Source organism: Pseudomonas sp. NFX183, assembly GCF_047943075.1.
Classification (GTDB): Bacteria; Pseudomonadota; Gammaproteobacteria; order Pseudomonadales; family Pseudomonadaceae; genus Aquipseudomonas.
Genome location: NZ_CP181333.1, coordinates 6493832 through 6520046, shown reverse-complemented (window position 1 = coordinate 6520046; position 26215 = coordinate 6493832). Strand labels below are relative to the sequence as shown.

The following is a 26215-nucleotide window of genomic DNA, read 5'->3' as shown; positions in this document are numbered from 1 at the left end:
TCACTTTTTCACTTCTGCGGGCGCACGCCCGTAGATGTCGTCAAAGCGCACGATGTCGTCTTCGCCCAGGTACTCGCCGCTCTGCACCTCGATCATCACCAGGTCGATGATGCCGGGGTTGGTCAGGCGGTGTTTGTGCCCGGCCGGAATGTACGTGGACTCGTTGGCGTTGATCAGGAATTCGCGCTCACCATTGGTGATCTGCGCCGCGCCGCTGACCACCACCCAGTGTTCGCTGCGGTGGTGGTGCATCTGCAACGACAGTGACGCCTGGGGCTTGACCACGATGCGCTTGATCTTGAAGCGGCTGCTTTCCTCCAGCACCGTGTAGGTGCCCCACGGCCGGGTGACGGTGCGGTGCAGGCTGTACGCCGGGTGATTCTGGCGCTTGAGTTCGGCAACGATGTAACGCACATCCTGGCTGCGGTTGGCGTCAGCGATCAGCAGCGCATCCGGAGTGTCGACAATGATCAGGTCGTGTACGCCAACGGCGCCGAGCACGCGTTTGGGCGAGTCGATGTAGCAGTTGTGCACGTCATGCAAAATTGCTTCGCCATTGACCTGGTTGCCGTGGGCGTCGCTGGGCGTGAGCTGGCGCAGCGCCTCCCAGGAACCGATGTCGCTCCAGCCGATGTCGCAGGGCACCACGGCGACTTTCTGGGACTTTTCCATCAGCGCCACGTCGATGGAAATGTCCGGTGCGCTGCCGAAGGCGTCCGAGTCCAGTTCGCGCTGGCGCGAGGTTTTGTTTTGCAGGCTCTGGCTGTGGTCCAGTGCGGCTTTGGCGGCCGTCAGCACGTCGGGGGCATGGGCGGCGAGTTCTTCCACCAGGGTGCTGGCCTTGAAGCAGAACATGCCGGCGTTCCACAGGTGTTTGCCGCCGTCGAGGTAGGCTTGCGCGGTGGCCTGGTCGGGTTTTTCGACGAAGCGTTTGACCCGGTTGCCGGTGCCCAGCGCGTCGCCTTTTTCGATGTAGCCAAAGCCGGTTTCAGGGTGGTCGGGCTGGATGCCGAAGGTCACCAGATAACCGGCTTCGGCCAGGTCGCGGGCCTGGGTGACGGCCTCGGCAAACGCGACTTCATTGAGGATCAGATGGTCGGCGGGCATCACCAACAGTTGCGCCTGGTCACCGAAATGTTCCTGCACATGCAGCGCCGCCACCGCAATGGCCGCCGCCGTATTGCGCCCGAACGGCTCCAGCAACAGGTCCAGAGGCAAGTGGGCCTTGTTGACCACGCGGTAGTCATCCAGGGTGCGAAACAGCAGGTCGCGGTTGGTCACCGTGAGCACGCTTTCGACGCCGGGCAGTTTGGCGGCGCGCTGAAAGGTTTTTTGCAGCAGGCTCTGGCCGTCACGCATGCGCATGAAAGGCTTGGGCATGTTCTGGCGCGACACCGGCCACAGCCGCGTGCCCGAACCACCGGAAATAATGCAGGGAATTAATCCGTTGAGGGTATTCATCAATAGACTTCCTTGGTGGAGAGGACGGCTGGGACCGTCATGAAGACGATGTACAAGTCAAACCATACCGACCACTTGGAGATGTACTCCAGGTCGTACTCGACACGTTTCTGGATCTTGTACAGGGTGTCGGTTTCACCCCGGTAGCCGTTGATCTGCGCCCACCCGGTGATGCCCGGTTTGACCCGATGCCGCGAACTGTACTCGCTCACCGCCACTTCGAACGGAACGCCGGCAGCCTTGGTCGCGGTGGCATGCGGGCGCGGGCCCACCATCGACATGTTGCCCTGCAGCACGTTGAACAACTGCGGCAGCTCGTCGATGCTGGTCTTGCGAATGATGCGGCCCACCCGCGTGATGCGCGGGTCCTTGCGGGTGGTCTGTTGCTCGGCGGTGAAGTCGCTCTGGTCGGTGAACATCGAGCGGAACTTGAACACGCGAATCTCGTTGTCGTTGTAGCCATAACGGTTCTGGCGAAACAGCACCGGCCCCTTGGAGTCGAGCTTGATCGCAATCGCCGTTGCCAGCATCACCGGCGACAGCGCCACCAGGGCCATGCTCGCCAGCAGCAAATCTTCACAGCGCTTGATCACCGGCGACCAACCGCGCAAGGGCAGCTGCGAGGTGTTGAACATCAGGATGCCGCCCACGTCCGTGATGCGGCTGTGGCCGTAGCGCAGCGCGGCCATGTCGGGCACCAGCATGACGTTCACCGACAACTGGCGCAGGCGATTGACCAGGCCGTGGATACGCTGCTCGGCAGCCCAGGGCAGGCAGATCATCACTTGGTTGACCTGCTCGGCGCGGATCAGTTTTTCCAGGTCGCGGGTGTTGCCCAGCAAGGGCAGGCTGCTCAATTCCTTGGGGATGCGCTCGGTGCGGTCGTCGATAAAACCGATCAGGCCGGAACGGATATCGCCATTGCGTTGCAGGTGATCGGCGACGTGCACGGCGGTGTCGGTGAAGCCCAGGATCACAGTGCGCTGCAGGTATTTGCCCTTGCGCATCAGGTTGCGGTACAGGCGCAGCATCACCAGGCGTTCAATGCCGAACAGCGCCAGGCTGGCGAAGTACCACGCCACCAGGTTGCGTGGCGTCAATTGCGGGAAGAACTGCAGGATCTGGTACATGAACAGCAAGATGCAGAACGCCGCCGACCAGGCGACTATCTTGGCCCGCAGGCGCAGGCGATTGCTGAACAGCTCTTCGGAATAGATGCCCAGAGCCTGGAACAGAATGATGGTCATGATCGCAAAAAACAGCAGCAGACCAAGGAAGTGGGAACGCAGCTCGGGAGCCAGTGGGTCGAGGAACAACACCAACACCAATGGCGGCAAGATGGCAGTCAGGCCATGGATCAACTTGACGAAGACAACAAAAAATTCAACAAAACCAGCGCGGGTCAGAAACAGGCTATCGACTGAAGACTTTTCTCGCATAAACATCCCTCATTGCACTCCAGACCTACTGTTCGGCTGTTTGGTCCATCGGCAGCAGGCTGCGTGAAGGAGGGCAAGTCGAACGATGGCTACTCTGGGTAAAACGCAACTATTTCATCCAAGTGAAGCCATCCAAATGAAGGAAACTTGCGGGGCTAGTGACTTAAGGAGTGTTCCTTTTCTGTTACTCAGTCAATTTGTTGACTGTGGCGCAAAGCTTGCGTGCCAGACACGTTAAGCTGAGTTTTTCGTCGCATTTTATTGACTTTCCTTGTTCGAACACGCGGTGAAGAGGTGTGATTTTGAGTGTAGGAACAAATGTGAGAATTTTCCTGCCAGATGCACAAACCTTTTTCGAATAGAGGTAGGAAAAGGGGACAAGGACGCGGTGGCAGGGCGCCTAATGCCTGCCACCGGGGACATCGGGGGTTAGAAGTTGCCTTTCACACTCAGGGTAAAATTGCGCGGTTCACCGTAAAAGTTGCCCCAGGCGGCGGTGCCCACGGTTTGATAATAGTGTTTGTCGAAAACATTGTTACCGTTGAGCGCCACGGTCCAGGTGTCGTCTACGCGATAGGCCAGGCGCGCACTCCACACCGCATAACCGGCCTGTTCGAGCTTGATGCCCTGCACGCGGTAGTTGCTGCTCTGGGCGTTGACGCCGGTGCCCACGCTCCATTTCGACAGCGCGCCATCCAGTTGGTAGTCACCCCACATACGCAGCATATGCCGGGGCACGTAGCTGTTGGACACGCCACCTTCCACGGCGCTGTCGATGTTCTTCAGGGTTTTGGTCTGGGTATAGGTGTAGCCGCCAAACACCTGCAGGCGCTCGAGCAATTCACCACTGACTTCGGCTTCTACACCCTGGGCGCGGGTCTTGCCGGTGTCGCTGTAGCAATAACCGTCGGAGGACGTCGGGCAGACGCTGAGGTAGTCGGTTTCAGCCGTGTTTTTCTGCACGGCGCGAAACAGCGCAAGGGAGCTGTTGAGGCGCCCCTCGAACCATTCGCCCTTGATCCCCAGCTCGTAGTTGTCACCGATCTGCGGCTTGAGTGCCGCGCCGTCGACCGTGGCGTAGGAACTTTGTGGCTGGAAGATATCGGCGTAGCTGGCGTACACCGAGAGGTGTTCGTCGAGGTCATAAATCAGTGCGGCAAACGGTGTGACTTCGCCGGTTTCCCGGGTGCGCGCGTCCTGCACGGCCCATTCGCCCCAGGCCAGGTTGTTGGACTGGCGGCGGTTCTCATACCAGCTCACGCGGCTGCCGACGATAAATAACAACGGTTCGGCCAGGCGCAGGCGCAACGTGGCGTAGGTGCCGTATTGGGTGGCGGTTTCCTTGACCGTGCCGCCGCGGTACATGTTCGGCCAGAAGGTATCGTTGGCGGGTTCCGCAAGGTGGTGGTCGGGCTGGTAGATGTTCACGCGCGTCGGCAGGTTCTGGATTGCATACACATCATCCTGGGTGCCCCGGCTGCCGTTGGCGCCAATGATCAGTTCGTGTTCGAGGCCGAAGGCTTCGAACTTGCCGTCCAGGTAGGCGTCAAGGCCGAAGTCGCGGTGGTCGTAATCCATCAAGGCCGCGTAGGAGTTGGCCGTCGGTGCCGGGTTGCCATAGTCGATGGTGCCTTCGCTGGCGGCGTATTTGATGCCTTGCAGGTTGCGGCTGTGCACGGCCGCTACGTTGAGTTTCCAGTCATCGCTGAAGTGGTGGGTGAGGTCGGCGAAGAACGTGGCGCGCTGGCTTTGCCAGTCGTTCCAGGATTGGCCCAGGCACGTGGAGCGGCTGAGCTTGGCGCTTTTGCCGTCGCTGTAGCGCGGCAAGCCGCCCCAGCAGGGCGAGGCATCAACGTCTTCATAGCTGGCGCCGACGCCCAGGGTGGTGTCGGCGTCGAGGTCGAAATCCAGTGCCGCGTAGACCGCCTGGTCCTGGCGCTTGGCGATATCCATATACGACCTGCGCGTTTGCTGGCTGACGGCCGCGCGGCCGCGCACGGTGCCACTGTCATTCAGTGCGCCGCCGGTGTCGAGGTCGGCGCGATAGTTGTCCCAGGTGCCGGCGGACAGCGACAGGCTGGTGGTGGGTTTGGCTTGAGGCCGCTTGCGCACAAAATTCACCGCGCCGCTGGCGGTGCCGGCGCCCTTGAGCATGCCGGCTGCACCCTTGAGCACTTCCACCCGGTCATAAATCGCCATGTTGGCGGTAAAGCTGTCGGCCTGTACGTAGTCCTTGCCCATGTCCAGAGGCACCCCGTCGTACTGGTACTGGCCGAGCATCTTGAAACCCCGGGAGTAGAAATACTTGCCGCCCATGGGCGACTCATAGGTGGTGATGCCCGGTGTGCGCTCCATGACGTCATCGATGGTGGTGACGTTCTGATCGTCCATCAATTGACGGGTCATCACGCTGACCGATTGCGGGGTTTCTCGCAGGCTGTGTTCGCCTTTGCCGATCGTCACCGCACCGGTGGTGTAGGCGCCGGTGCCGTCGGTTGTGGCCCCTGCACGGGCGCCGGTGACGGTGGTGGCGCTCAGGTTGAGCGCGCCGGATTCGGCCATTTGCGGCAGCAACAGCCAGGTGCTTGCACCCTGGCGCTGAGCTTGCAGGTGTTGCCCGCGCAGCAGCTGGTTCAACGCTTGCTCGCGGTCAAGGTTGCCGGTGAGGCCCGTGCTGGACTTGCCGGCGACGCTGGTGGCGTCGTACGACAGGCTGATGCCGGCCTGGCGGGCGAACTGATCCAACGCGTTGGCCAGGGCGCCTGGAGCGATGTGCCAATCGCGCGCCTGATTATCGACGGCAGGTGTGTCGGCCAGCACGGCCGAGGGCAGGCCACCTCCGCTGAGGCAGGCGCCGAGCACGGCGGCCTGCACCGTGCGCTTGAGGGAAGAACGTTGGGAAGGAAACGCTTGCATGACCGCGGAATGCTCCTGAAGGAAGTGGACAGAACCGGCCTGTTGATCGGCCTTTCCTTACAGGTCGAGCGGCAATGAGCATTCACCTCATTTATTTTTCAGCACTTACACGCGAGGCGTGACAGTGACCCAGTAGCGGCTGCGGTAGTGAATGCTCACCGGCAACGATTGCGCCACCAGGCTCAACACCTGATCGGTGTCGTCCAGTTGGTACGTGCCCGACACGCGCAGGCTGGCTACCGCTTCGCTGCAACGCACCAGGCCGTTGCGGTAGCGGCTCAGTTCGGCGAGGAAGTCGTCCAGGCGCATGTTGTGGGCGCTGATCACACCGTCGCTCCAGGCCCAGGGATCCAGGCCGTTGGCAATCGATGGGCGAATGCCGTGACGGTCGAACAGTATGTGTTCACCTGCTTTGACGATGTGGCGGGCGTTGGATGAATGCTTGTCGACATACACCGCCACGGCGCCTTGCTGCACATCGAGCAAGGTGCCTTGAGAGGCCTCGCGCAGCAGAAACCGCGTGTCGAGGGCGCGCAGAAAACCATCGCGAGTCTGTACCCACAACGGCCGGCTGTCGGCACTGCTATTGACCCGTATCTCGCCCTGAAGCAGCTGCACCTGACGCCGCTCGGCAGTGAAGGCGGTGTCGATCGCGCTGGCGCTGTTGAGCTGCACCTGGCTGCCATCGCTCAACGTGACCCAGCGCCGTTCGCCGGTAGCCGTGCGGTAGTCGGCCAGCAAGGCGGGCAGGGGCGTGTAGTCGCGACCGAGCCAGGTCAGCCCGGCGGCGCCGGCCAACAGCCCCAACACTTTCAAACCTTCCCGGCGGCTGATGCGTCGGCGCGCGCCATCCAGCGCATGGTGGCCGACGCGAGCGGGAACCTGGGCAAACTCATCATGCATGCTCGCTACGCGTTGCCACACCCGCTGATGCTCGGCGCTGGTCTGCAACCACTGCTCGAACGCGGCGGTGCTGGCGTCATCGGCGACGTTGAAACGCAGCTTTATCATCCACTGGATAGCCTGGTCGAGCAGGCGCGGGTCAACGTTCGGCATACCGCAACCGGTAGCAGGCGTGCAGCGCTTTGGACAGGTCGCGCTCGACGGTGGCTTTGGACACGCCCAGGCGCAAGGCGATTTGCGCACACGTCAGGCCATCCAGTTGCGCCAGCAAAAAGGCTTCGCGTACGCGTGGCTTGAGCTGGTCGAGCAAGCGGTCGATGCGCTCCAGGCTGTCGAGGATCAGCAGCCGGGTCTCCTCCTACGGCACTTGCAGTTCCGGGAAGTGTGCGAGGCTCTCAAGGTAGGCGCGTTCCAGTTCGCGGCGCCGGTACTGGTCGATCATCAGACTGCGCGCGATGCTGCTCAGGTAAGCGCGCGGCTGCTGCAAGGTTTGCTGTTTGCGCGCGATGAGCAGGCGCATGAAGGTTTCCTGCGCCAGGTCGGCAGCGTGTTCACGGCAGCCGGTGCGCCGGCTTAACCAGCCGCGCAGCCACGAATGATGAGCCTGGTAGAGCTGGCCGAGGGTGGCAGGGTCCAGAGGGGGGTCGCTCGACATGGGCATCCTGCGCAACAGTCTCAATTGATAATGTTTCGCATTCTAGACGCTGGTTGTGGTCACGAGCAATCGCCCGGTGCCGTCGTGAGCAAAGAATGTATCCAGCACAATTTTTTGTGCGCGCAGGGCCGGCCGATTAGCCTGCAGGCTTTTACGGCGCAGGGCTTGAGCATGATCGATCTTTCAACCTTGTTGGTGTTTTCAGGGGCGGTGGTGTTGCTGCTGCTATCGCCGGGGCCGAACATGGCGTTTGTTATCAGCCATGGCGTGAGTTATGGCTGGCGCGGTGGGGTGGCCTCGAGCCTGGGGATTTGCGTCGCGGACCTGCTGCTGACCGCGTTGACCGCCACCGGTGTCACGGCACTGGTCGCCAGTTGGCCGCCGTCGTTTGATGTGATTCGTTATGCCGGCGTCATTTACCTGCTGTGGTTGGTGGTCAAGACCTTGCAGAAAAGCCCGAGCCTGGACGCTGCCCAGGTGAAGCGCGTGCGCCTGGGCCGTGTGTTTGCGCAGGCCATGCTCAACAGCCTGCTCAACCCCAAGGCACTGTTGTTTTTCATGGTGTTTTTGCCTCAGTTCGTCAGGCCGCAGGCCGGTTCCATCACGCTGCAACTGCTGATGCTGGGCGGCGTTCTGACCCTGATTGCCGGTGTATTTCACGCGATGCTGGGGATTTTTGGCGGCGCGCTAAGCCGTTTTTTTGCCGGCCGCGCACAGAGCGCCAGGCTCCAGAAATGGGGCCTGGCGACGGTGCTCATGCTGCTGGCCGCGCGGCTGGCGCTGATGTCCCGGCCAGCTTGACAGGGCACCTCAACCCAACCGAGCTGCCGCCCGGGCCACGACCTCGCCGCGCACGCGACGCGATTCGGCCTTACGCTTCCTGGCTTCTTCCAGCACGTGCGCGGGCGCGGTCTGCGGGCTGCCCGAATCGAACGGCGGGGCGGGCGCGTATTCGATCTGTAACTGCACCAGTTGCGCCGCGGCCTCGCTGTAGAGTTCGGCGGCCAGGGTCAGGGCAAAGTCGATTCCTGCCGTAATCCCGCCACCGGTCAGCAGGTTGCCGTCACGCACCACGCGCGCTTGCACCGCAATGGCGCCGAGTGGGGCGAGCAGGTCGTGATAGGCCCAGTGCGTGGTGGCCCTGCGGCCGCGCAGCAAACCCGCCGCGCCGAGTACCAGCGAACCGGTGCACACCGAGGTCACGTAGCGTGCGGTCTGTGCCTGGGCCTTGAGAAAATCCAGGGTTTGCGGGTCTTCCATCAAGGCGCCGACGCCGGCACCGCCGGGCACGCAAATCACGTCCAGGCGCGGGCAGTCGGCGTACGTCATGGTCGGCGTAAACACCATGCCGGTGCTGGAGGTGACCGGCGCCAGGTCGTTCCACACCAGATGCAGTTGCACATCCGGCAGCGAGCCCAGCACGTCGTAGGGGCCGGTGAGGTCCAATTGCTGGATACCGGGGAACAACACAAAGCCAATCTGCAAGGTCATCGATGAAGCTCCGATAAAGGGGTAGACGGCCTCATTCTAGAGGCCTAGGCTTTGGCGCATACGCCATTGAGCCCACAGATTACGCCAACATGACCCGGACCATTCACGTACTCGCCTTCAATAACGCCCAGGTGCTCGATGTGACCGGGCCATTACAGGTGTTCGCCACCACCAATGACCTGGCGCGCCAGCGCGGCCAGCCGCTGCCTTATGCGGTGTCGGTGATTGCCGCCCAGGCGGAACCGGTGATGACCTCCGCGGGCCTGGCCTTGGTGGCCGAGCCGCTGCCTGCGGCCGACGCGCCGTGCGACACGCTGGTGATCGCCGGCGGCTGGGGCGTGTATGGCGCCGCCGAAGATGCCGCGCTGGTCGATTGGGTCACGCAAAAAGCCCGGCACACCCGACGCATGACCTCGGTGTGCACCGGGGCTTTCCTGCTCGCCGCCAGCGGTTTGCTCGATGGTTGCCGCGTGGCCACCCACTGGACACGCTGCGAGGAACTGGCGCGCAAGTTTCCGTCGCTGACGGTGGAGGCCAATCCGATTTTCATCCAGCAAGGCTCTGTGTGGACGTCCGCCGGCGTGACGGCTGGCATCGACCTGTGCCTGGCCCTGGTGGAAGAAGACCTGGGCCGCGCCGTGGCCCTGGAAGCGGCGCGGCACTTGGTGGTGTTCCTTAAACGCCCCGGTGGGCAAGCGCAATACAGCGTGGCGTTGTCCCTGCAAAAGGGCGACAGCCGTTTTGCCGATTTGCACGCGTGGATGGCCGAAAACCTCACCCTCGATCTGAATATTCCCACCTTGGCCGCCCTGGCCGGCATGAGCGAACGCAGTTTCGTGCGGCACTACCGCGCCGAAACCGGCCAGACCCCGGCGCGCGCAGTCGAACTGATCCGTGTAGAAACTGCGCGTCGGCAGCTGGCTGACAGCACGGCGTCGATCAAACGTATCGCGGTGCAGTGCGGTTTTGGCTGCGAGGAAACCCTGCGGCGCAGTTTCCTGCGGGCACTGGAAGTCACGCCCCAGGCTTACCGTGAGCGCTTCTGCGCACCGACTTGAACAAAAACGTACACATTTTGCAGCGGGCTGGGCCTGTACATTTCCCACGGCATCATCGAAGCGGCGGCATGGTTTGGGCAGAAAGCGTGGAGGGGCAGGGCAGCGTGTTCAGTTTCAGGATCAGAGCTGCCCGGTAACGTTCAAGCCCGATCCAGCAATTCACAGATTGCCCTGAGGGTGGCCTGTGGCGCTTCCTGAGGAATGTTGTGGCCCACACCGGACAAGACTTCGCGTCGATAAAAACCGCTGAAATGTTCCTCGTCGTCATCCACCGCCGGGGCCGGGCCTACGCCGTCATCAGCGCCGCACAGCGAAATCGTCGGCACCGAAATCGGCGGCTGCGCGGCCAGTGCCTGCTCGATCGCCTCCAGCGCCGGGTCGCCCGGCGCGTAGGTGAAACGGTGGCGATAGGAATGAATCACCACGTCGACAAAGTCCGGGTTGTCAAACGACGGCGCCGTGCGGCCATACAGCCTCGGCCCCTCAGCCCAGGTCGGCGACCACAGCCGCCACAACAACTCGCAGAACTCACGGCGATTGGCGCTCAGACCGTCCACGCCACGCTGGGTGTGAAAGTAAAACTGATACCACAACCGATGCTCCGTTTCCGGCGCGCTCGGTTCAAGCGACTTGGCAATGTCCTGGATGTTGTAGCCATCCCCGGTCACCAACCCGCGCACTCGGTACGGCCATAGAGCGGCGACGATACACGCGGCGCGCCCGCCCCAGTCGTAACCGGCGAGTGTGGCCTGCGCGATGCCGAGGGCATCCATGAAATCCAGCAGGTCCTTGGCCAACGCCGCCTGTTGGCCGGAGCGCATCACCTGCGCGTTGATAAACCGCGTCGGGCCATAACCGCGCAGGTAAGGCACCAACACCCGACAACCGCGTTCGGCCAGGGCCGGCGCGATCTCATCGTAGCCACGCGGGTCGTAAGGGAAACCATGCAGCAGGATCACCGGTTCGCCGTCTTCGGGGCCGTGGGCTTCGTAGGCGATTTCCAGCATCGGCGTACGGACATATAGCAGCGGGGCGAGCGTAGTCATGAGGGGCACTTATCGACTGGCCAAAGTAGCGGCCACTCTAGCTCAAACCCGTGACGGTACGGGGTGTAAATCAAGGCAGTCGTCTGACTTGTCCAGCCCGACCTGGCGCAACCCGATGCAATGCCTGCGTCAATAACCCCAACACCATCAGATCATGCCGCTGGCCATTCCAGAACCCGGCTTCTCGCAACGTCCCTTCGGCGATGAAGCCCAGGCGTTCCAACAACGCCAGTGACGCGGTGTTTTGCGGATGCACCAAGGCTTCAACCCGATGCAAGTGCATGTGCGTGATGCCCCAATCGAGCATTGCCCGCAACGCTTCGCTCATCAAGCCCTGGCCACGGGCGGCGGGCGCCAGTTCACAGGACAGGGCGCAGCTGTGCCAGGCGCGATTCCATTTGAACAGGCCGCAGCTGCCGATCAGTTCGCCGTCCCGTTCAATCCCCCAGCGTGTGCCGGGGTTGGGCTGGGTGCGCCACTGGGCGAAGGTGTCGATCAGCGCGTAGGCCTGGGCGAGGTCGATCATCGGGTCGGCGCCAAACCAGCGCATGTTGATGGTGTCGCGGTGGATGGCGAACAGGGCGGGGGCGTCGGTTGCGCGCAGTTCGCGCAGGCGCAGGCGCTGGGTGGCAAGCGTCGGGAATGGGCTCATGAGGCGGTCGTCGCCATCACCTGAGCCCGATCAATCACGCATCCAAAATGGTGCCGCCACAAATCCACGCCCAGTGTTCCCGACCGGTCCAGCGACGAGCCCACGGTCAAATCGCTGATCAGCGTCGGCTGCAAGCCGGCGTCAAATAACGCGAACCCGGCCGCCAGCACGCACGTATCGGTTTGAAGGCCACACACCAGCACGCGCTCCGGCGCCAGGCTTTTCAGGTAGTCCAGGGTTTCGGGTGTCGGCGCATAGCCGTGTTTGACGAAGATGCGCTCGGCTGCGATCAGGCTGTCGTCATCCGGCGCGGGTTGCCAGCCCAGTTGGCGGGCAAAGGGGGTGATGCTTTCGTCGTGGCGCTCCACAGTGGCCACCGAGGGTAGACGCCCGAGCAGGGCGTTGATGCCATCGACCAGCCACGCGGGTGGATTGAAGGAAGGTTGCACGTCGATGATCAACAATGCCTGGCGCATGGGGTTCCTGAACGCAGCTCGGGGGATGCCCATTGTGCACGCTATGGTGTTTAGCGAGGCGCCTCAGATCAAAATCAACAGCAGGAAGCTGAACCCGATCACCTGTGGGAGCGGGCTTGCTCGCGAATGCGATGTGTCAGCCTCTGCATGCAGTCACTGACACTCCCGCTTCTCGACAAGCCCGCTCGCACAGTTGGCCCTCAGTGTGTCAGGTAGATAGGCCTCTGCTGTGCGTCAAGTCCGCTCAAGGTTGCCAGGTGGTCTTTTCGCCGCTGAGCTTGCGGTCCAGGAAGGTCGCCGCGCTGATCAGCGCCAAATGGCTTAACGCCTGCGGCGTATTGCCCAGGTGATGCGCCTGGCTGTCGAACTCTTCGGCGTACAAGCCCAACGGGTTGGCGTAGCGCAGCAGTTGTTCGAATTCCAGGTGGGCCTTCTCCACTTGCCCGGCGCGCGCCAGGCATTCGACGTACCAGAACGAACACGCGGCGAATGCGCCTTCGGTGCCTTGCAACCCGTCGATCTGGCTGTCGTCGTTGCGGTAGCGGTAGACCATGCCGTCACGCACCAGGCTTTTCTGGATTGCTTCCAGCGTCGACAGCCAGCGTGGGTCGGTCGCCGCGACGAAGCGCACCAGCGGCATCAGCAGCATCGAACCATCCAGCGCAGTACTGCCGATGTGCTGCACGAAATGCCCGCGCTCTTCATCCCAGAAGTTGCTCCAGATATCCGCGTAGATCGCCTGGCGTGTCTGGTCCCAGCGCGCAAACGGGGCGGGCAGCGAGCGCTTGGAGGCCAACCGGATTGCACGGTCCAGCGCCACCCAGCACATCAGGCGCGAATGCAGGAAGTGATGCTGCTCACCGCGCATTTCCCAGATGCCCACGTCTTGCTGGTTCCAGATTTCGCACACCTGATCGGCCACTTCCACGGTGTGTTTCCAGCCTTCATGGGAAATCGCTTCGCCGTATTTGTTGACCAGATACACCGCATCCATCAGCTCGCCGTAGATATCCAGCTGGACCTGGTCAAACGCTTCATTGCCGATGCGCACCGGTTTGGCGCCGCCGTGGCCGCTGAAGTGATCAAGCGTGGCTTCCGGCAGTTCCTGGCGCCCATCAATACCGTAAAGAATATTGATTTTGGTCGCCTGACCGCAGCAGTCACTGACGCGGCCTTTCAGCCAGCGCATGTAAGCGTTGGCCTCTTCGATGAAGCCCAGACGCATGAAGGCGTAGACGGTAAACGAGGCGTCGCGGATCCACGTGTAGCGGTAGTCCCAGTTGCGTTCGCCGCCGGGGGTTTCCGGCAGGCCAAATGTCGCGGCGGCAATGATTGCGCCGTGTTTGCGCGAGGTCAGCAGCTTCAAGGCGAGTGCCGAGCGGTTGACCATTTCGCGCCAGCGCCCACGGTAATTCGACTGCGCGATCCAGCCGCGCCAGAATTTCAAGGTGTGCGCCAGCGCCAGGTCGGTGCAGCCATTGTTGACGCGGGGGTCATCCTGGCCGCCGAGCACGAACTCAGCGCCTTCTTCCTGGCCCAGGGTGAAGCTGGCCACGGCGGCATCGTCTTCGATCTGCATCGCGTGGCTGCCCGCCAGCCGCAGGCCAGGCTGGCCGTCGGCGGTAAAAGACACGATACCGTCGGCGAGGCTGGCCTGGGTTGGCGTGCGCGCATAGTCGTGGCGCACGGCGCAGCGCAGCTGGATGTTTGCGCTGCCGCTGACCACACGCACGCGCCGAATCAGCAGCGGCAGGTCGTCGATTTCTTCACTGATGACCAGCAGGTCGGTGATTTCCACCACGGCTTCATCGCTCAGCCAGCGGGTTTGCAGCACGTTGGTATCGGGCAGGTAGATTTGCTCACGCCGTGCGTTTTTCAGTTCGGGTGAAAGTTGAAAAACACCCGCCTCAGGCGTGTCGAGCAGCGAACAGAAGATCGACGGGCTGTCGAATTCCGGCCAGCAGAAAAAGTCGATGCTGCCACGGTCATTCACCAAGGCCGCGCTGCGCATATCGCCAATAATGCCGTGGGCATCGATGGCGCTTTGGGGTTCGTTCTTGAAATCAACCATTGCCACGAAACTCCGGATAAAGGCTCATGCCACCGTCAATGAACAGGGTGCTGCCGACCACGTAATCGGACGCGTCGCTGGCCAGCCACACCACCGCGTTGGCCACGTCTTCGACGTCGCCGACGCGGCCATAGGGAATCAACTTCAACAGCTCTTTTTCTGCCGCACCCTCGGTGGCTGCGCGGTTGATCGCCGTACGAATGGCCCCCGGCGCAATGCCATTGATGCGGATGCGTTGTTCGCTGACTTCCTGGGCGAGGGTGCGCATCAGCATCTCCACGCCGCCCTTGGAGGCGGCGTAATTCACATGCCCGGCCCAGGGAATGATCTGGTGCACCGAACTCATGTGGATGATTTTGCCGGCGGCACGCGACACGCCCTCGCGCACGCCCTGGCGATTGAAAATCCGCACGGCGGCGCGGGCACACAGGAACTGGCCGGTCAGGTTGACGCCGATCACGGTGTTCCAATCGTCGAGGGTCATGTCGACCAGGTTGGCGTCTTTTTGCAGGCCGGAGTTGGCCACCAGAATGTCCAGGTGGCCGAAGGCATCGAGGGTCTGGGCGAATAAACGTTCTACGTCGGCTTCCTTGGACACATCGCCACCGATGGCAATCGCCTGGCCGCCGTTGGCGTTGATCTGCGCGGCAAGGGCTTCGGCCGGCGCCGCCTGCGAGTTGTAATTGAGCACCACCGCCGCACCGGCCTCGGCCAATGCCTTGGCGGCGCCTGCACCAATGCCGGAACTGGCGCCGGTGACCAGGGCCACTTGTTGCTGCAACGAGATCTGCATAGCCCATCCACCGTTTTAAGAGAGTCTTTGCAGCTGACTGGCGGCGCGGGGCGGAAGTTCACCGGTTGTCTCAAATGCGACGATGGCTGCTTATCCTGCTCAGGCGTTATCGTTGGAGATGTCGTCAGGTACAGGTTCAGGAAGTGGGGAATGCCGCCGATACGCAGGAACATCAATCAGCGTGTTTTGGGCTCATGCATATTTCGCATATTTGGTTTTCTGGCATTCGTACCCTCAATTCTCCCCAGCAGAGCGTCCCTCAAGACCTTTCAGCGCAGGCGCATTTCGACATGTTGTTCGAAACGAGCCCATTAGAAACGGGGCAGGTAAACGTGTTGCTTGGCGAGAATGGGGCCGGTAAATCGACAATCCTCGACATGCTGAGAGGCCTGCGGTACCCAGAGATCTTGGCTTCGCTCCCCCGGGAAAATCCTCCCAGGCAGAGTAATCCCTCCTACGGTGTCAAGTTCAGTAATGGCGAGCGCTGGGGTTATCTCTTTTCCTCTGGTGCGGCGGAACATCCCGAAGAAGCATTGCGTTACGCAAGTTGCATACAATTGCTCTTGCCACCGCCTCAGGCTCATGACGGTGGATGGCAATACTCCTCGGATCAAAGAAGGTTGGCGCGTCGAAAGGTGAATGTGTCGGGTCAGCTTTATAAAAATGCACCGTTCAGCCCGTTCCCACGCTTTTTCAGTTGCTCGTGCATCTGCTATCGCGCTAGTGCCCAACCTGAAGAGGCGTTCGATAAGGCATTCGTTGAGGCGTTGAATAGCATCCGCCACCATCTTCTCGGTTTGGCGGTGTTTCCTAGGGCGGAGGAGAGGGGGCAGACGCTGCTCAACGATGTTTCGTTTCATCTGAGCGAGCCCGGGATCATCGGCGTTTGGCTGGATGATGATCATCGAATGTCTAACGAGTTGCAGGGCCACTGGCTACCATCCGGCTGGAAGACGTTCGCCTGGATTGCAAGCTGGCTGAGGACGTGTCCGGAAGGCGCAGTGTGTCTGATCGAAGAACCGGAAACCCATCTGCATCCAACCCTGATGCGTTACTTGATGGAGACGCTGATCCAGATTGCCAGTGAGCGAACACAACAACTATTTATCAGCACGCATTCCGCAGCATTGATCAATGTTGCCGCTACGGAAAAATTGAAGATTTTCCAGAGCCACGGTACCTACATCGATTGCAAGCCAGACCTAAGCGAAATTCTTGACCGGATGGGGTATATGGCTTCCGATATCTTGCAGGCCAATTGCGTAATCTGGGTTGAAGGGCCTTCTGATCGTACCTATTTAAACCATTGGATCAGCGGGCTGGCGCCCTCTCTGCGTGAAGGTATTCATTATTCAATCATGTTTTACGGTGGCCGTTTGCTGAGCCATCTGACCGCAGATGATGATGGCGAGGAAGGGGATGACAACCTTGAGGATCTTATTAGCCTGATTAGATTGAACCGACATTCAGCGATCTTGCTCGACAGTGATAAGAGCGGCGTCGATAAAGCGATCAACGTCACAAAGCAACGCATTGTTAATGCGTTCAGTCACCACCCAAACCGGCATGTATGGGTGACGAAGGGACGTGAGGTGGAAAACTATCTAGATCCCCTGCGACTGGAAAAAATAATCAAAGCAGTCCATCCGTCGGCGGCACGAACAGGGGGAACCAGTATTTGGGCAAACCGTTTGCTCTACAAAAAGCAGCATGCGCAAAAGAGCAAAACAGCCAACAAGGTCAAGGTAGCATCTGCCTACGTTGCTGATCATATACCTGACTACAGCCCTCTCGATTTGCGAGTGCAAGTTGAGCTGCTGTGTCAGTTCATCAAACGTTGGAACTCAGGCATGGTGTAGCCTGATTAGGCGTTGCAAGTAAGGGGTGTGCGGTGGAGCGACGCCGCATCCGGGGAATCACAATCTCGGCGACGCGAAGCAATTGCTCCACTTAATAGGAAACATTACTATTCACGCCCCGCCTCCTCAGTGCTCACTCGATGACTCCTCAGCCGCCCCGCAGAACAGGCTTTTTCGAGCACTACGAAGAGTTGATCGGAACCTGGACACGCCGCCTGAGAAACCGTCAGCAGGCCGAGGACCTGGCCCACGACACCTTCGTGCGGGTGCTTGAGTCGCGTTCCAGCGAGGTTGAGCAACCGCGCGCCTATTTGCATCAAACCGCGCGCAACATCGCCGTTGATGCCTATCGCCGTGAAGACCGGCGTGAGGCGCTGGCGCTGGAAGCCTTTGATCAGCGTTCGCCGCACAGCGGCGATCCGGAGCATTTCATGCACGCGATCCAGTTGGCGGACTCCATTGAGCGGGCCCTGGCCGAGTTGCCGCTCAACTGTCGCAAGGTATTTATCTGGCAGAAAATCGAGGGCCTGACCCAGCAGGAAATCGCCGTGCGCCTGGGCCTGTCTAAAAACATGGTGGAAAAGTATATGATCCGCACCTTGCGGCATCTGCGTGACCGCCTGGATGCGATGGCCCCATGACCCGCTTTGACACAGGACCTTCCATGATGGATAGCCGCGCTCGCGACGAAGCCGCGCAATGGTTTGTACGCCTGCAAGAGGCCGACTTGAGCAGCGCAGAACGCCAGCGCTTCGACGCCTGGCGCAACGAGCGTCCCGAGCACCAGTACGAATTCGATGTGCTGCAAGGGATGTGGAGCGCCGCAGACCTGCTGCCCAAGGCACGTTTGCAGGCGTTGTGTGAGGCGCCGGTCGAGCGGCCCCGACGCCGCGCCGTTGTGCGTTATGCCGTCGCCGCCAGTGTGGTGGCGATTGCCCTGGGCCTCGGGCTGTTCAGCGGGCTGGATCAGCCCACACCCTACAGTGCGCAATTCAGTACGCGCGTGGGTGAGCATCGCCAAGTGGCCTTGCCGGACGGCTCGGTCATGGACCTGAACAGCCGCAGCGTGGTCGCGGTGCACTACGAAAATGGCCGGCGCGGTGTGGAGATCAAGCAAGGCGAAGCGATGTTCAGCGTCGAGCATGACACCCGTCGCCCGTTCATCGTGGTCGCCGGCGCAGGGCAGGTGACGGTCACCGGCACGCGGTTCGATGTGCGCCGTGACGACGACCAGACCCGCGTGGTGGTCGAGGCCGGCACCGTCAAGGTACAGGGGCGCTCGACGGATCAGAGGGTCACGCTCACGGCAGGCCGCGGCACGCATGTCGATTCCCAGGGGCAGGTCGCAGCGGCTTACGCGGTGAATGCCGATGAACTGACCGCCTGGCGCAGCGGAAAACTGGTGTTCAACAACGCCACCCTCGGCGAAGTGGCCCGTGAAGTATCGCGCTACCGTGAGCAGCCCTTGCGGGTCAGCACGGCGGCGGTGAGCAACCTGCGCTTGACCAGTGTGTTCAACGCCCGCGACACCGACGCCTTGCTCAAAGCCTTGCCGCACATACTGCCGGTTGCCCTGCGCAGCTTGCCCGATGGCAGCCAGGAAATTATTTCCCGCTGAGATTCAGGTTTTTTCCGAGTTCTTCGTCTTCTCCTGCAACTGCAACTGGTTTGCATTAACAGCCGCACACTCTTGCGATCACAGGACTAGGTTCGACGTGAAAAAACTGACCGTCTACAACAATAAAATTTCCCGCTGGGCGCCCCTGGCGCTGGCGCTCGCCGTCAGTGCCGCGCTGCCTGCGGCCTATGCTGGCGACGGCATCCACATCCGCGCCCAGCCTTTGGGCGCAGCGTTGAGCCAGTTGGGCCAGCAGACTTCCCTGCAAGTGTTTTTCAACCCGGACATGGTCGCCGGCAAGCAAGCGCCTGCGGTGGACGGTAACCTCTCGCCCGAACAAGCCCTGCGCCAGTTGCTGCAAGGCAGCGGCCTGGATTACCAGATCGACGCCGGCTCTGTGGCCCTGCGCCCGCAAAGCACCGGCACCGGTGAAGCGGGCTCGCCGCTGGAGCTGGGCGTCACTGACATCAAGGTGGTCGGCGACTGGTTGGGCGATGCGAACGCCGCCGTCGTGCAGAACCACCCTGGCGCGCGCACGGTGGTGCGCCGTGAAGCCATGGTTGAGCAGGGCGCAATGAACGTCGGTGACGTGCTGCGCCGCATCCCTGGCGTGCAGGTGCAGGAATCCAACGGCACCGGTGGCAGTGATATTTCCCTGAACGTCGGCGTTCGTGGCCTGACGTCGCGCCTGTCGCCACGCTCCACCGTGTTGATCGACGGCGTACCGGCGGCGTTCGCCCCGTATGGCCAGCCTCAACTGTCGATGGCGCCGATTTCCGCCGGCAACCTGGACAGCATCGACGTGGTGCGCGGCGCCGGTTCCGTGCGTTATGGGCCGCAGAACGTCGGCGGTGTGATCAACTTCGTCACCCGCGCCATTCCCGAGACGTTCTCCGGGGAAGTCGGCACCACCTTGCAGACGGCTGAACACGGTGGCTGGAAACACGTCGACAACGCCTTTGTGGGTGGCACCGCCGACAACGGGATTGGCGTCGCGTTGCTCTATACCGGCGTCAACGGCAACGGTTACCGCGACAGCAACAACGCCAATGACATCGACGACGTGATCCTCAAGACTCACTGGGCGCCGACCGATCAAGACGATTTCTCGCTTAATTTCCACTACTACGACGCCAGCGCCGACATGCCCGGCGGCTTGACCCAGAAGCAATTCGACGCCAATCCGTACCAGTCGGTGCGCGACTACGACAACTTCAGCGGCCGCCGCAAGGACGTGTCGTTCAAGTACATCCGGCAGATCGATGACCGTACCCAGGCCGAAGTGCTGACCTACTACACCGACAGTTTCCGTGGCAGCAACATCGCCAACCGTGACCTGAAAACCATCGGCTCCTACCCGCGCACCTACTACACCTTCGGCATCGAGCCGCGTGTGTCGCATGTGTTCGACGTGGGCCCCAGCACTCAGGAAGTCAGTCTCGGTTACCGCTACCTCAAAGAAGGCATGCATGAGCAAGCCAGCAGCTTGAACCTGGTCGACAATGTGCCGACGCCGGCTGGCCAAAACGATGGACATGTTTACCAGGACCGCACCGGCGGCACCGTCGCCAATGCGTTCTATCTCGATAACAAAATCGATATCGGCAAATGGACCGTCACCCCGGGTATCCGCTTCGAAAACATCGAAACCCGTTGGCATGATCGCCCGGTGGTCGCCCTGAACGGCGTGCGCACTGTGGAGAAAAATCGCAAGATCGAGAGCAACGAGCCCTTGCCGGCGTTGAGCGTGATGTACCACATCTCTGATGCCTGGAAGCTGTTCGCCAACTACGAAACCTCGTTCGGCAGCCTGCAGTATGCGCAGATCGGGCAGGGCGGCCGGGTCAACCAGACGGCCGATGGCCTGAACCCGGAAAAAGCCAAGACCTACGAGGTCGGCACGCGCTACAACGACAGCGTGTGGGGCGGCGAAGTGACGTTGTTCTACATCGACTTCTCGGACGAGTTGCAATACGTCAGCAACGACGTGGGCTGGACCAACCTGGGCGCCACCAAGCACCAGGGCATCGAAACATCGGCCCACTACGACCTGTCGAACCTCGACCCGCGCCTGGACGGCCTCACCGCCAGCGCCGGTTTCACCTACACCAAGGCCACCTCTGAAGGCGATGTACCGTTCAAGGGCCGCGACTTGCCGCTGTATTCGCGTGAAGTGGCAACGGCGGGCCTGCGTTACGACATCAATCACTGGACCCATAACCTGGACGTCTATGCCCAGTCCGGGCAACGAGCGCCGGGCACTGGCACCACTTACATCACCCAGGGCACTGCCGATGGCCAGTACGGCGATATTCCTGGTTATGTCTCGGTCAACGTGCGCAGCGGCTATGACTTTGGTGCGCAACTGTCGAACCTGAAACTGGGCGTGGGCGTGAAAAACGTTTTCGACCAACAACATTACACGCGCTCGAGCGACAACAACGCCGGGTTGTACCTTGGCGAGCCACGTACCTTCTTCGTACAGGCAAGCGTCGGGTTCTGACCTGCCGTTGACACGAAAAATCGCAGCCCTGGGGCTGCGATTTTTTTTGCGCCTTTCCTACAGGTAGTTAAGTGACCTGCTGCCGGGTCAGGAACCTATTCCGACAGAGGCGCCACACAGGGGGAAACCTGAACGACTTCGACGTCACGCTGGCGTGGCAGGTTGGTAATCGATCCCCTTGCACTGGAGGCACTTATGTCGGTATCGGCTCTCGATACGTCTGTTTCTGTTTCATCAACCACTGACACGGCGCTGGCTGATTCCAAGCCCGAAGCCAGGGCCAACCGCTCGTTTTCTGTTGCGCCGTCCTACCACAGCCACAGTGCCGGGAACGTCAGTTATAACCTGTCGGTCAACGTTTCCGGGCCGGTGTTTGGCGTTCATCAGCAAACAGCCCAGGGTCACACTGATCATCATCATTGGGCGCCGGCGATGACTCACTCGGCCTCGCAACAGGGTTTCATGCAGCAGTTTCAACACGCAATGGGCCATTGGTTTGGTCGTCAGCGCCCCGACGCGCATGCTCATCACAACGGTGTACCGCCAACGCCTGTGCCGGTTGGGTCGGGTAAACCAGACCTCGTCTACGCCCATAAAAGTAATGACCAACTGGCGCAGTTGCTGCTGAACAACTTCGCTGCGTTCACCGGATCAAGTCACTCCAAAACCTTGAGTGCTCGCACCCTTAAAGACATGGCGGCAAAACAGCTGGGCAGTGATCCCAAACTGAATGAAAACATTCGCACAGCCAGAGAGGTATTGCGACGTACCGGCATGATGGACGCCCTTGGCAGTCGAACCGACCTGCACGCCCTGGCTAAACTCATTCGTGACGACAACCCCTTCAAATACAAGGATGACAAACAAATAGCCCAGGAAATGCTCAACCATTTCAATCAATTGAAAGATTACGTTGGGCACGAAATCAACATCAAAGACCTTCAGACACTGGGCAAAACCCCCATGACGGGCATCCCTTCGATCGACCATTTAATCCAGCTGAGTAAAGCGTTTACCGGCCGCGGCGATTCGCTGAAGAAAATGGACGTAGACGCGGATGGCCGGATCAACGTGTTTGAAATCCTGGTCGCACTGTCCCGCTGATTGAGTACGCGCGATGCAATCGGCGCGGCGAACGCTTCGTGGCGCTTGCTGCGTTGAATGGGCCCAACGGCTTGGCGCACTCGGTGGTCTTTTCAGAACATGAATCAGGGCCTGGATATGACTTCAACTTCGTTTCAACCCTGCCCAAGGGGTGGCCTCGACACCTTCGCCAAGGGCGCCGACGTTGAGCGCTCAACATCAGTGGCGGGGCAATAGCTGCCGAATGACGTTCTGCCTGCGGCCCCGCCGAACGGGTACGCGGCAGAAGTGCAGCGCATGAAAGCGTTCGCGGGGCAGTGCAAGTTCCGGGCACCGGTCGCCGATGATTTCGCCCGCGGCATGCTTGCGCCTGGGGAGGCGAGCCGCAACGAAAGCAAATGGTCGGGCGCCTGGGCTGTGTTGATCAATGGCCTGAAAACTGTCTGGCGCGGGAGAACGTCGGGTTGACCCAACGCCTCAGGGTTTTTACATGCTGTTATTGGTATTCAGCCGCTGCCCGGAACTATCGTGCCCAACTCGCCACACATCGGTTGCTTGCTCCTACGCAATTAACCCACTGATCCGGAACACCTCGGTGTTGAATTTCAGGCAAGCGCAGATCAGCAAAAGGTCGGGAGATGACGTATGACAATTGAGGGTGCATTACCGCGCATGCTGCCAACGGCCATGGGCGGCCCGCAGGTTCGCTGGCCTTCGCCGCCGCCTGTGGCACAGCCGTTTTGCGAGGATCAATCGGTTGCGCAAGACCTGCCGCCGCCGCGGCGGCACGGCTTGCGCGCAACCTTGCCGTCGTTGCGGCACCAGGCGCTGCAGAACGCGCCAGCGGCTCGCGCAGACACCACACTTCCGGGCCCGAGCTTCACCGACAGGCAACTGGCGCTCGAGTTGCGAAAGAACTTTGACGTGTTTGAAAACTACAGCGAGGGGGGTTGTGTGACGCCGTCTTCGCTGCGCCAATTTGCAGCCGAAAAGCGTGAGGGTGAATGACGTGCGCGACCGCATGATCCTGGTGGTCAGGGAAATTCTCAAGCGCCCGCTGCTGAGCGACGCGATCATCGATTGCGACGGCTATATCACCCGCGACAGCCTGGAAGCCGCGTGCGCATTGCGCGGCAACAGTTCACCCAACGCCTTCAGCCAGGACCCTTTCCATGGCCAGGGCAATGCCAGCGTCGTGCAGGCGCTGCAAGGTCACTTCAAACAGTTGAGGGACACGCTAAAGGACCGCACCGTGTTCTTTGAAACCTTTGAGTACGTGGATATTTCGCTGCTCAAAGTGGTGATGAATGACCCCGATGACAGCGACTCACTGGGCAGGCCGATTCTTGAACCCGCCACCGGGCTGCCCAGGAAGAAATACAGTGAACACTGTGTGTACACGGCAAAAAACATCATCGAGCGCCCAGGTTTATTGCGCGCGTTGCAGCGCGCCAGTAACCAGCGCTTGTTTGGCCGCTCCAGGCACGAGGGCTGGCTGTGCAACAAAAGCCTGGAGCGCTGGCTGGAACAGCACCAGATGCACAAGGCCCGGTAGCGTCCAGGCCGTGTGCGGCAGGCAATTCACACCTTGAGAATTTTGCCGCTGATGGCCACGCCGGCCAGCAACATCGCGACCAGCACAAAGGCGATGCTCAAGCTGCTGCCGTGGGCGATAAAGCCGATCATGGCCGGGCCGGCAAGAATGCCGGCATAGCCCAGGGTCGTAATGGCCGGTACCGCGATGTGTTCCGGCATGACTTTTTGCTTGCCGACGGCGGTGTACAGCACTGGCACGATGTTCGAGCAACCGGCGCCCACCAACGCATACCCCAGCAGCGCGGTTTCCCAGGCCGGGAAAAGCGTGGCGAGCAGCATGCCGGCGGTGGCCAGCGAGCCGCCGATGATAATCACACGGGTGGCGCCCAGCCGCCGCACAATGGCATCGCCGGTCAAGCGTCCCGCGGTCATGGTCAAGGCAAATGCCGCATAGCCGAGGCCGGCATAAGCCTCATCCAGGCCGCGCTCGGCGCTGAGGAACACGGCACTCCAATCCAGCACCGCGCCTTCAGCCAAAAATACGATGAAACACAGGCAGCCAATAAACAGCACCACCCCGTGAGGCACCGCAAACGCCGGGCCCGAGCTTTCGCTGCCGTAGGGCAACAGATGTGGCCCGGCCTTGAGCAGCGCCACCGCCATGATCACGATTACCACCAGGGTCGCCTGCAACGGCGACAAGCCCAGGCCGAGCAGCCCGGAGACCCCCGCCGCGCCGACAATGCCGCCAAGGCTGAACAAGCCGTGAAAGCCCGACATCATGGTTTTGCCGCTGGCGCGCTCAACGATGACGGCCTGCAGGTTGACCGTCGAATCCACGGTGCCCAGGCCGGCGCCAAACAGAAACAGCCCGGCCATCAGCAGCGGGATCGAGCTGACCGTCGCGAGCATCGGCAGGGCCAGGCAGATCATGATCGTGCCGCCCGTCAGCACGCGTCGGCAGCCGTAACGTGAGGCCAGCGCACCGGCCACCGGCATAGCGATGATCGAACCCACTCCCAGGCACAACAGCAGCAGACCCAGCGTGCCCTCGTTGAGTTGCGCGCGTGCCTTGGCATACGGCACCAGCGGCGCCCAGGCGGCGATGCCGAAGCCGGCGATGAAAAAAGCGATACGGGTCGACATTTGTTCCAGTCGCCCGGGAACCACGGGCGCTGGAGTGGGAATGGCAGTCATGAAAAATCCTTGGTTTTGCGTTCAGCGAACGATGTCCGGCGCGACATCCTTGCATATCAGGCGCTCTCGAGCGAGCCGGGTTGCCTGCGGATGACCCGGTCGACAGTTCTGTAATACGCTGCCGCCCACTGTGCAGGCAATTGGACGGACAAGCCGATGAAGATTTTCACGCGGGTGGCAAAATGACCCAGTTCTATGACGCGCGGGGCAATATCTACGCGGTGGTCAGCCCGGCCTATCTGCGCAGCCGCGGTATTGATGTGCCCGAGCGTGCTGACTTGGCGGCGCACACTCGCAAAGACTGGGCAACGTCGGCAATCACTTCCGAGTGCGGCTGGGGCGCGTTGCCCCGACCCGCCAATGCGAAGGCGCACCGTTGCGATGGTTTACTGGTCGGGCCATTTCAAACCGCGCCGCCGTTTGACCTGCTGATCGTCAATACGGACGGCTCCCTCGCCGAACGCAGCGGCAACGGTCTGACTATTTTTGCGCAGGCGTTGACCGATCAGGGCTTGATGGTTCAAGCGTGTGAATTGCGCGTGCACCATGACCAGCCGGCCACGGCGTCGCCTGTTGCCACCCGCGTGGAGCCGGCGTTGTACGAAGAGGTCGCAGGTTTCTGGCTGGCATTGGGGCTACCAATGTTCGGCCCCGACGCAGTGGCTGCTACGGGTGTTGATGCGGTTGCGGTCAGGGAGCGTGAGTTCAGTCACGTGGCCGCGCTGGCTGCAGTGAACCCGCAATGGGCCTGCAGTCAGTATGTACGTGTGGGCAACCCTCATTGCGTGACGCTCGTCGAGCATGCCAGCGCGTTACCCGACAATCAGTCGATGCAACAGCCGGAACTGTTCGGGTTGTTGCAGGCGATTGCCTTCGCACCGCCGCTTGGGCGTGGTCAACCGTGTCGTGCCGGAATCAATCTGCAATGGGCTGCCCGATCTTCGGACAATCACGTGATCGCGCGGGTGTTTGAGCGGGGAGAAGGGCCCACCGCGTCCTCGGGGACCAGCGCCAGTGCTGTGGCGTGCGCGGCATGGCGAGCAGGTTGGGTCACGGACGGCGTAGTGGCCGTGGTCATGCCAGGTGGCACAGCGCCCGTACGGTTGCAAAGCCAGGGTGAAACAGTGCTGAGCGTCAGTCTGTTCGGGACTGCAAGGGCTCAAACCTGATCGTGATAGAGCAGCTGATGGCGTGGGTGAGTGTCAGCTGTTTCTTTGTTAGTTAGTTATGCTTGTAAAGTTGGTGTGGGAATTTTCTTGTTGTCTGTAGTTGCGTTATTAATGCGCTGTCATGTTTCGTAAAAGACACTTCCGCCCCCCATGTACGAAACTTCTTTTTTATTTTTGAGCGGCCGCATTTCGCCTGAAATCGCTAAGCTTCACTGCGTTAAGGCGCTTTTTCCCAGCCGTTCGATCAACATCCGACGGGAGAAAGCCTTTCAGTCAACGCTTTGATGAT

Annotated in this window: 22 protein-coding genes and 1 pseudogene; 11 read left to right on the top strand and 12 right to left on the bottom strand. The window is 61.0% G+C overall.

Annotated features, from left to right (window positions below; genetic code table 11):
• The 5 genes and pseudogenes from ACM530_RS30510 to ACM530_RS30490 form a co-directional block, all read right to left on the bottom strand.
• On the bottom strand, nucleotides 1-1461 hold the full coding sequence (locus ACM530_RS30510) for a mannose-1-phosphate guanylyltransferase/mannose-6-phosphate isomerase (RefSeq protein WP_416363997.1): 1461 nt from the start codon (nucleotides 1459-1461) through the stop codon (nucleotides 1-3).
• On the bottom strand, nucleotides 1461-2900 hold the full coding sequence (locus tag ACM530_RS30505; protein WP_242201640.1) for an undecaprenyl-phosphate glucose phosphotransferase: 1440 nt from the start codon (nucleotides 2898-2900) through the stop codon (nucleotides 1461-1463). Before ACM530_RS30505 ends, ACM530_RS30510 begins: the two co-directional genes overlap by 1 nt.
• Nucleotides 2901-3329: 429 nt before the next feature.
• Complete coding sequence (locus ACM530_RS30500; protein ID WP_416363996.1) at nucleotides 3330-5816, bottom strand: TonB-dependent siderophore receptor; 2487 nt, start codon at nucleotides 5814-5816, stop codon at nucleotides 3330-3332.
• Nucleotides 5817-5921: 105 nt separating this feature from the next.
• The gene (locus ACM530_RS30495; RefSeq protein WP_416363995.1) at nucleotides 5922-6872 is read right to left on the bottom strand and encodes a FecR domain-containing protein; all 951 of its coding nucleotides are present in this window, start codon (nucleotides 6870-6872) and stop codon (nucleotides 5922-5924) included.
• Nucleotides 6859-7374, bottom strand: a pseudogene (locus ACM530_RS30490) (sigma-70 family RNA polymerase sigma factor). The gene ACM530_RS30495 and the pseudogene ACM530_RS30490 overlap by 14 nt, the downstream one beginning before the upstream one ends.
• A gap of 171 nt (nucleotides 7375-7545) precedes the next feature.
• Between ACM530_RS30490 and ACM530_RS30485 the strand changes: the two are divergent.
• Nucleotides 7546-8175 carry a LysE family translocator gene (locus tag ACM530_RS30485; RefSeq protein WP_416363994.1) on the top strand — a complete coding sequence of 210 codons (630 nt, stop codon included), beginning with the start codon at nucleotides 7546-7548 and terminating at the stop codon, nucleotides 8173-8175.
• Nucleotides 8176-8184: 9 nt separating this feature from the next.
• Here the strand turns inward: ACM530_RS30485 and inhA are convergent, their stop codons facing one another.
• Nucleotides 8185-8865 carry an isonitrile hydratase gene (gene inhA / locus ACM530_RS30480; RefSeq protein WP_416363993.1) on the bottom strand — a complete coding sequence of 227 codons (681 nt, stop codon included), beginning with the start codon at nucleotides 8863-8865 and terminating at the stop codon, nucleotides 8185-8187.
• Nucleotides 8866-8954: 89 nt separating this feature from the next.
• Here inhA and ACM530_RS30475 point away from each other — a divergent pair, with 89 nt between their 5' ends.
• A complete protein-coding gene (locus ACM530_RS30475) occupies nucleotides 8955-9923 on the top strand; it encodes a GlxA family transcriptional regulator (RefSeq protein WP_416363992.1) in 969 nt (322 codons plus the stop codon).
• A gap of 140 nt (nucleotides 9924-10063) precedes the next feature.
• On the opposite strand, the gene ACM530_RS30470 is transcribed toward ACM530_RS30475, so the two are convergent.
• The 5 genes from ACM530_RS30470 to ACM530_RS30450 all read right to left on the bottom strand — a co-directional run bounded on the left by ACM530_RS30470 (nucleotide 10064) and on the right by ACM530_RS30450 (nucleotide 14961).
• Nucleotides 10064-10969 carry an alpha/beta fold hydrolase gene (locus ACM530_RS30470; RefSeq protein ID WP_416363991.1) on the bottom strand — a complete coding sequence of 302 codons (906 nt, stop codon included), beginning with the start codon at nucleotides 10967-10969 and terminating at the stop codon, nucleotides 10064-10066.
• A 70-nt stretch (nucleotides 10970-11039) separates the two neighbouring features.
• Nucleotides 11040-11621, bottom strand: a complete 582-nt coding sequence (locus tag ACM530_RS30465; protein WP_416363990.1) for a GNAT family N-acetyltransferase — start codon at nucleotides 11619-11621, stop codon at nucleotides 11040-11042.
• Nucleotides 11618-12097, bottom strand: coding sequence for a cysteine hydrolase family protein (locus ACM530_RS30460; RefSeq protein WP_416363989.1), 480 nt, complete (start codon nucleotides 12095-12097; stop codon nucleotides 11618-11620). The genes ACM530_RS30465 and ACM530_RS30460 overlap by 4 nt, the downstream gene beginning before the upstream one ends.
• Nucleotides 12098-12341: 244 nt before the next feature.
• The gene (locus ACM530_RS30455) at nucleotides 12342-14168 is read right to left on the bottom strand and encodes a glycoside hydrolase family 15 protein (protein ID WP_416363988.1); all 1827 of its coding nucleotides are present in this window, start codon (nucleotides 14166-14168) and stop codon (nucleotides 12342-12344) included.
• Complete coding sequence (locus ACM530_RS30450) at nucleotides 14161-14961, bottom strand: glucose 1-dehydrogenase (protein WP_242201621.1); 801 nt, start codon at nucleotides 14959-14961, stop codon at nucleotides 14161-14163. The genes ACM530_RS30455 and ACM530_RS30450 overlap by 8 nt, the downstream gene beginning before the upstream one ends.
• Before the next feature lie 143 nt (nucleotides 14962-15104).
• Between ACM530_RS30450 and ACM530_RS30445 the strand changes: the two genes are divergently transcribed.
• The 8 genes from ACM530_RS30445 to ACM530_RS30410 all read left to right on the top strand — a co-directional run bounded on the left by ACM530_RS30445 (nucleotide 15105) and on the right by ACM530_RS30410 (nucleotide 23579).
• The gene (locus tag ACM530_RS30445; RefSeq protein ID WP_416363987.1) at nucleotides 15105-16820 is read left to right on the top strand and encodes an AAA family ATPase; all 1716 of its coding nucleotides are present in this window, start codon (nucleotides 15105-15107) and stop codon (nucleotides 16818-16820) included.
• 140 nt (nucleotides 16821-16960) lie between these two features.
• Entirely contained in the window at nucleotides 16961-17461 is a 501-nt protein-coding gene (locus ACM530_RS30440) for a sigma-70 family RNA polymerase sigma factor (RefSeq protein ID WP_145163659.1), read from the top strand.
• 23 nt (nucleotides 17462-17484) lie between these two features.
• Nucleotides 17485-18438, top strand: coding sequence for a FecR family protein (locus ACM530_RS30435; RefSeq protein ID WP_416363986.1), 954 nt, complete (start codon nucleotides 17485-17487; stop codon nucleotides 18436-18438).
• Between the two features lie 97 nt (nucleotides 18439-18535).
• Nucleotides 18536-20941, top strand: a complete 2406-nt coding sequence (locus ACM530_RS30430; RefSeq protein WP_416363985.1) for a TonB-dependent siderophore receptor — start codon at nucleotides 18536-18538, stop codon at nucleotides 20939-20941.
• Between the two features lie 195 nt (nucleotides 20942-21136).
• Nucleotides 21137-22045 (top strand): hypothetical protein, encoded by a 909-nt coding sequence (locus tag ACM530_RS30425; RefSeq protein WP_416363984.1) that lies wholly within the window; start codon nucleotides 21137-21139, stop codon nucleotides 22043-22045.
• Between the two features lie 276 nt (nucleotides 22046-22321).
• Nucleotides 22322-22492: a hypothetical protein gene (locus ACM530_RS30420; RefSeq protein WP_416363983.1), complete on the top strand. Its 171-nt coding sequence runs from the start codon at nucleotides 22322-22324 to the stop codon at nucleotides 22490-22492.
• Nucleotides 22493-22669: 177 nt separating this feature from the next.
• On the top strand, nucleotides 22670-23032 hold the full coding sequence (locus tag ACM530_RS30415) for a hypothetical protein (RefSeq protein ID WP_242201602.1): 363 nt from the start codon (nucleotides 22670-22672) through the stop codon (nucleotides 23030-23032).
• 1 nt (nucleotide 23033) lies between these two features.
• Nucleotides 23034-23579: a type III secretion effector protein gene (locus ACM530_RS30410; RefSeq protein WP_416363982.1), complete on the top strand. Its 546-nt coding sequence runs from the start codon at nucleotides 23034-23036 to the stop codon at nucleotides 23577-23579.
• Between the two features lie 26 nt (nucleotides 23580-23605).
• On the opposite strand, the gene ACM530_RS30405 is transcribed toward ACM530_RS30410, so the two are convergent.
• Nucleotides 23606-24757, bottom strand: a complete 1152-nt coding sequence (locus ACM530_RS30405; RefSeq protein ID WP_145163328.1) for an MFS transporter — start codon at nucleotides 24755-24757, stop codon at nucleotides 23606-23608.
• A 182-nt stretch (nucleotides 24758-24939) separates the two neighbouring features.
• Here ACM530_RS30405 and ACM530_RS30400 point away from each other — a divergent pair, with 182 nt between their 5' ends.
• Nucleotides 24940-25926 (top strand): diaminopimelate epimerase, encoded by a 987-nt coding sequence (locus ACM530_RS30400; RefSeq protein WP_416363981.1) that lies wholly within the window; start codon nucleotides 24940-24942, stop codon nucleotides 25924-25926.
• Nucleotides 25927-26215: the final 289 nt, after the last annotated feature.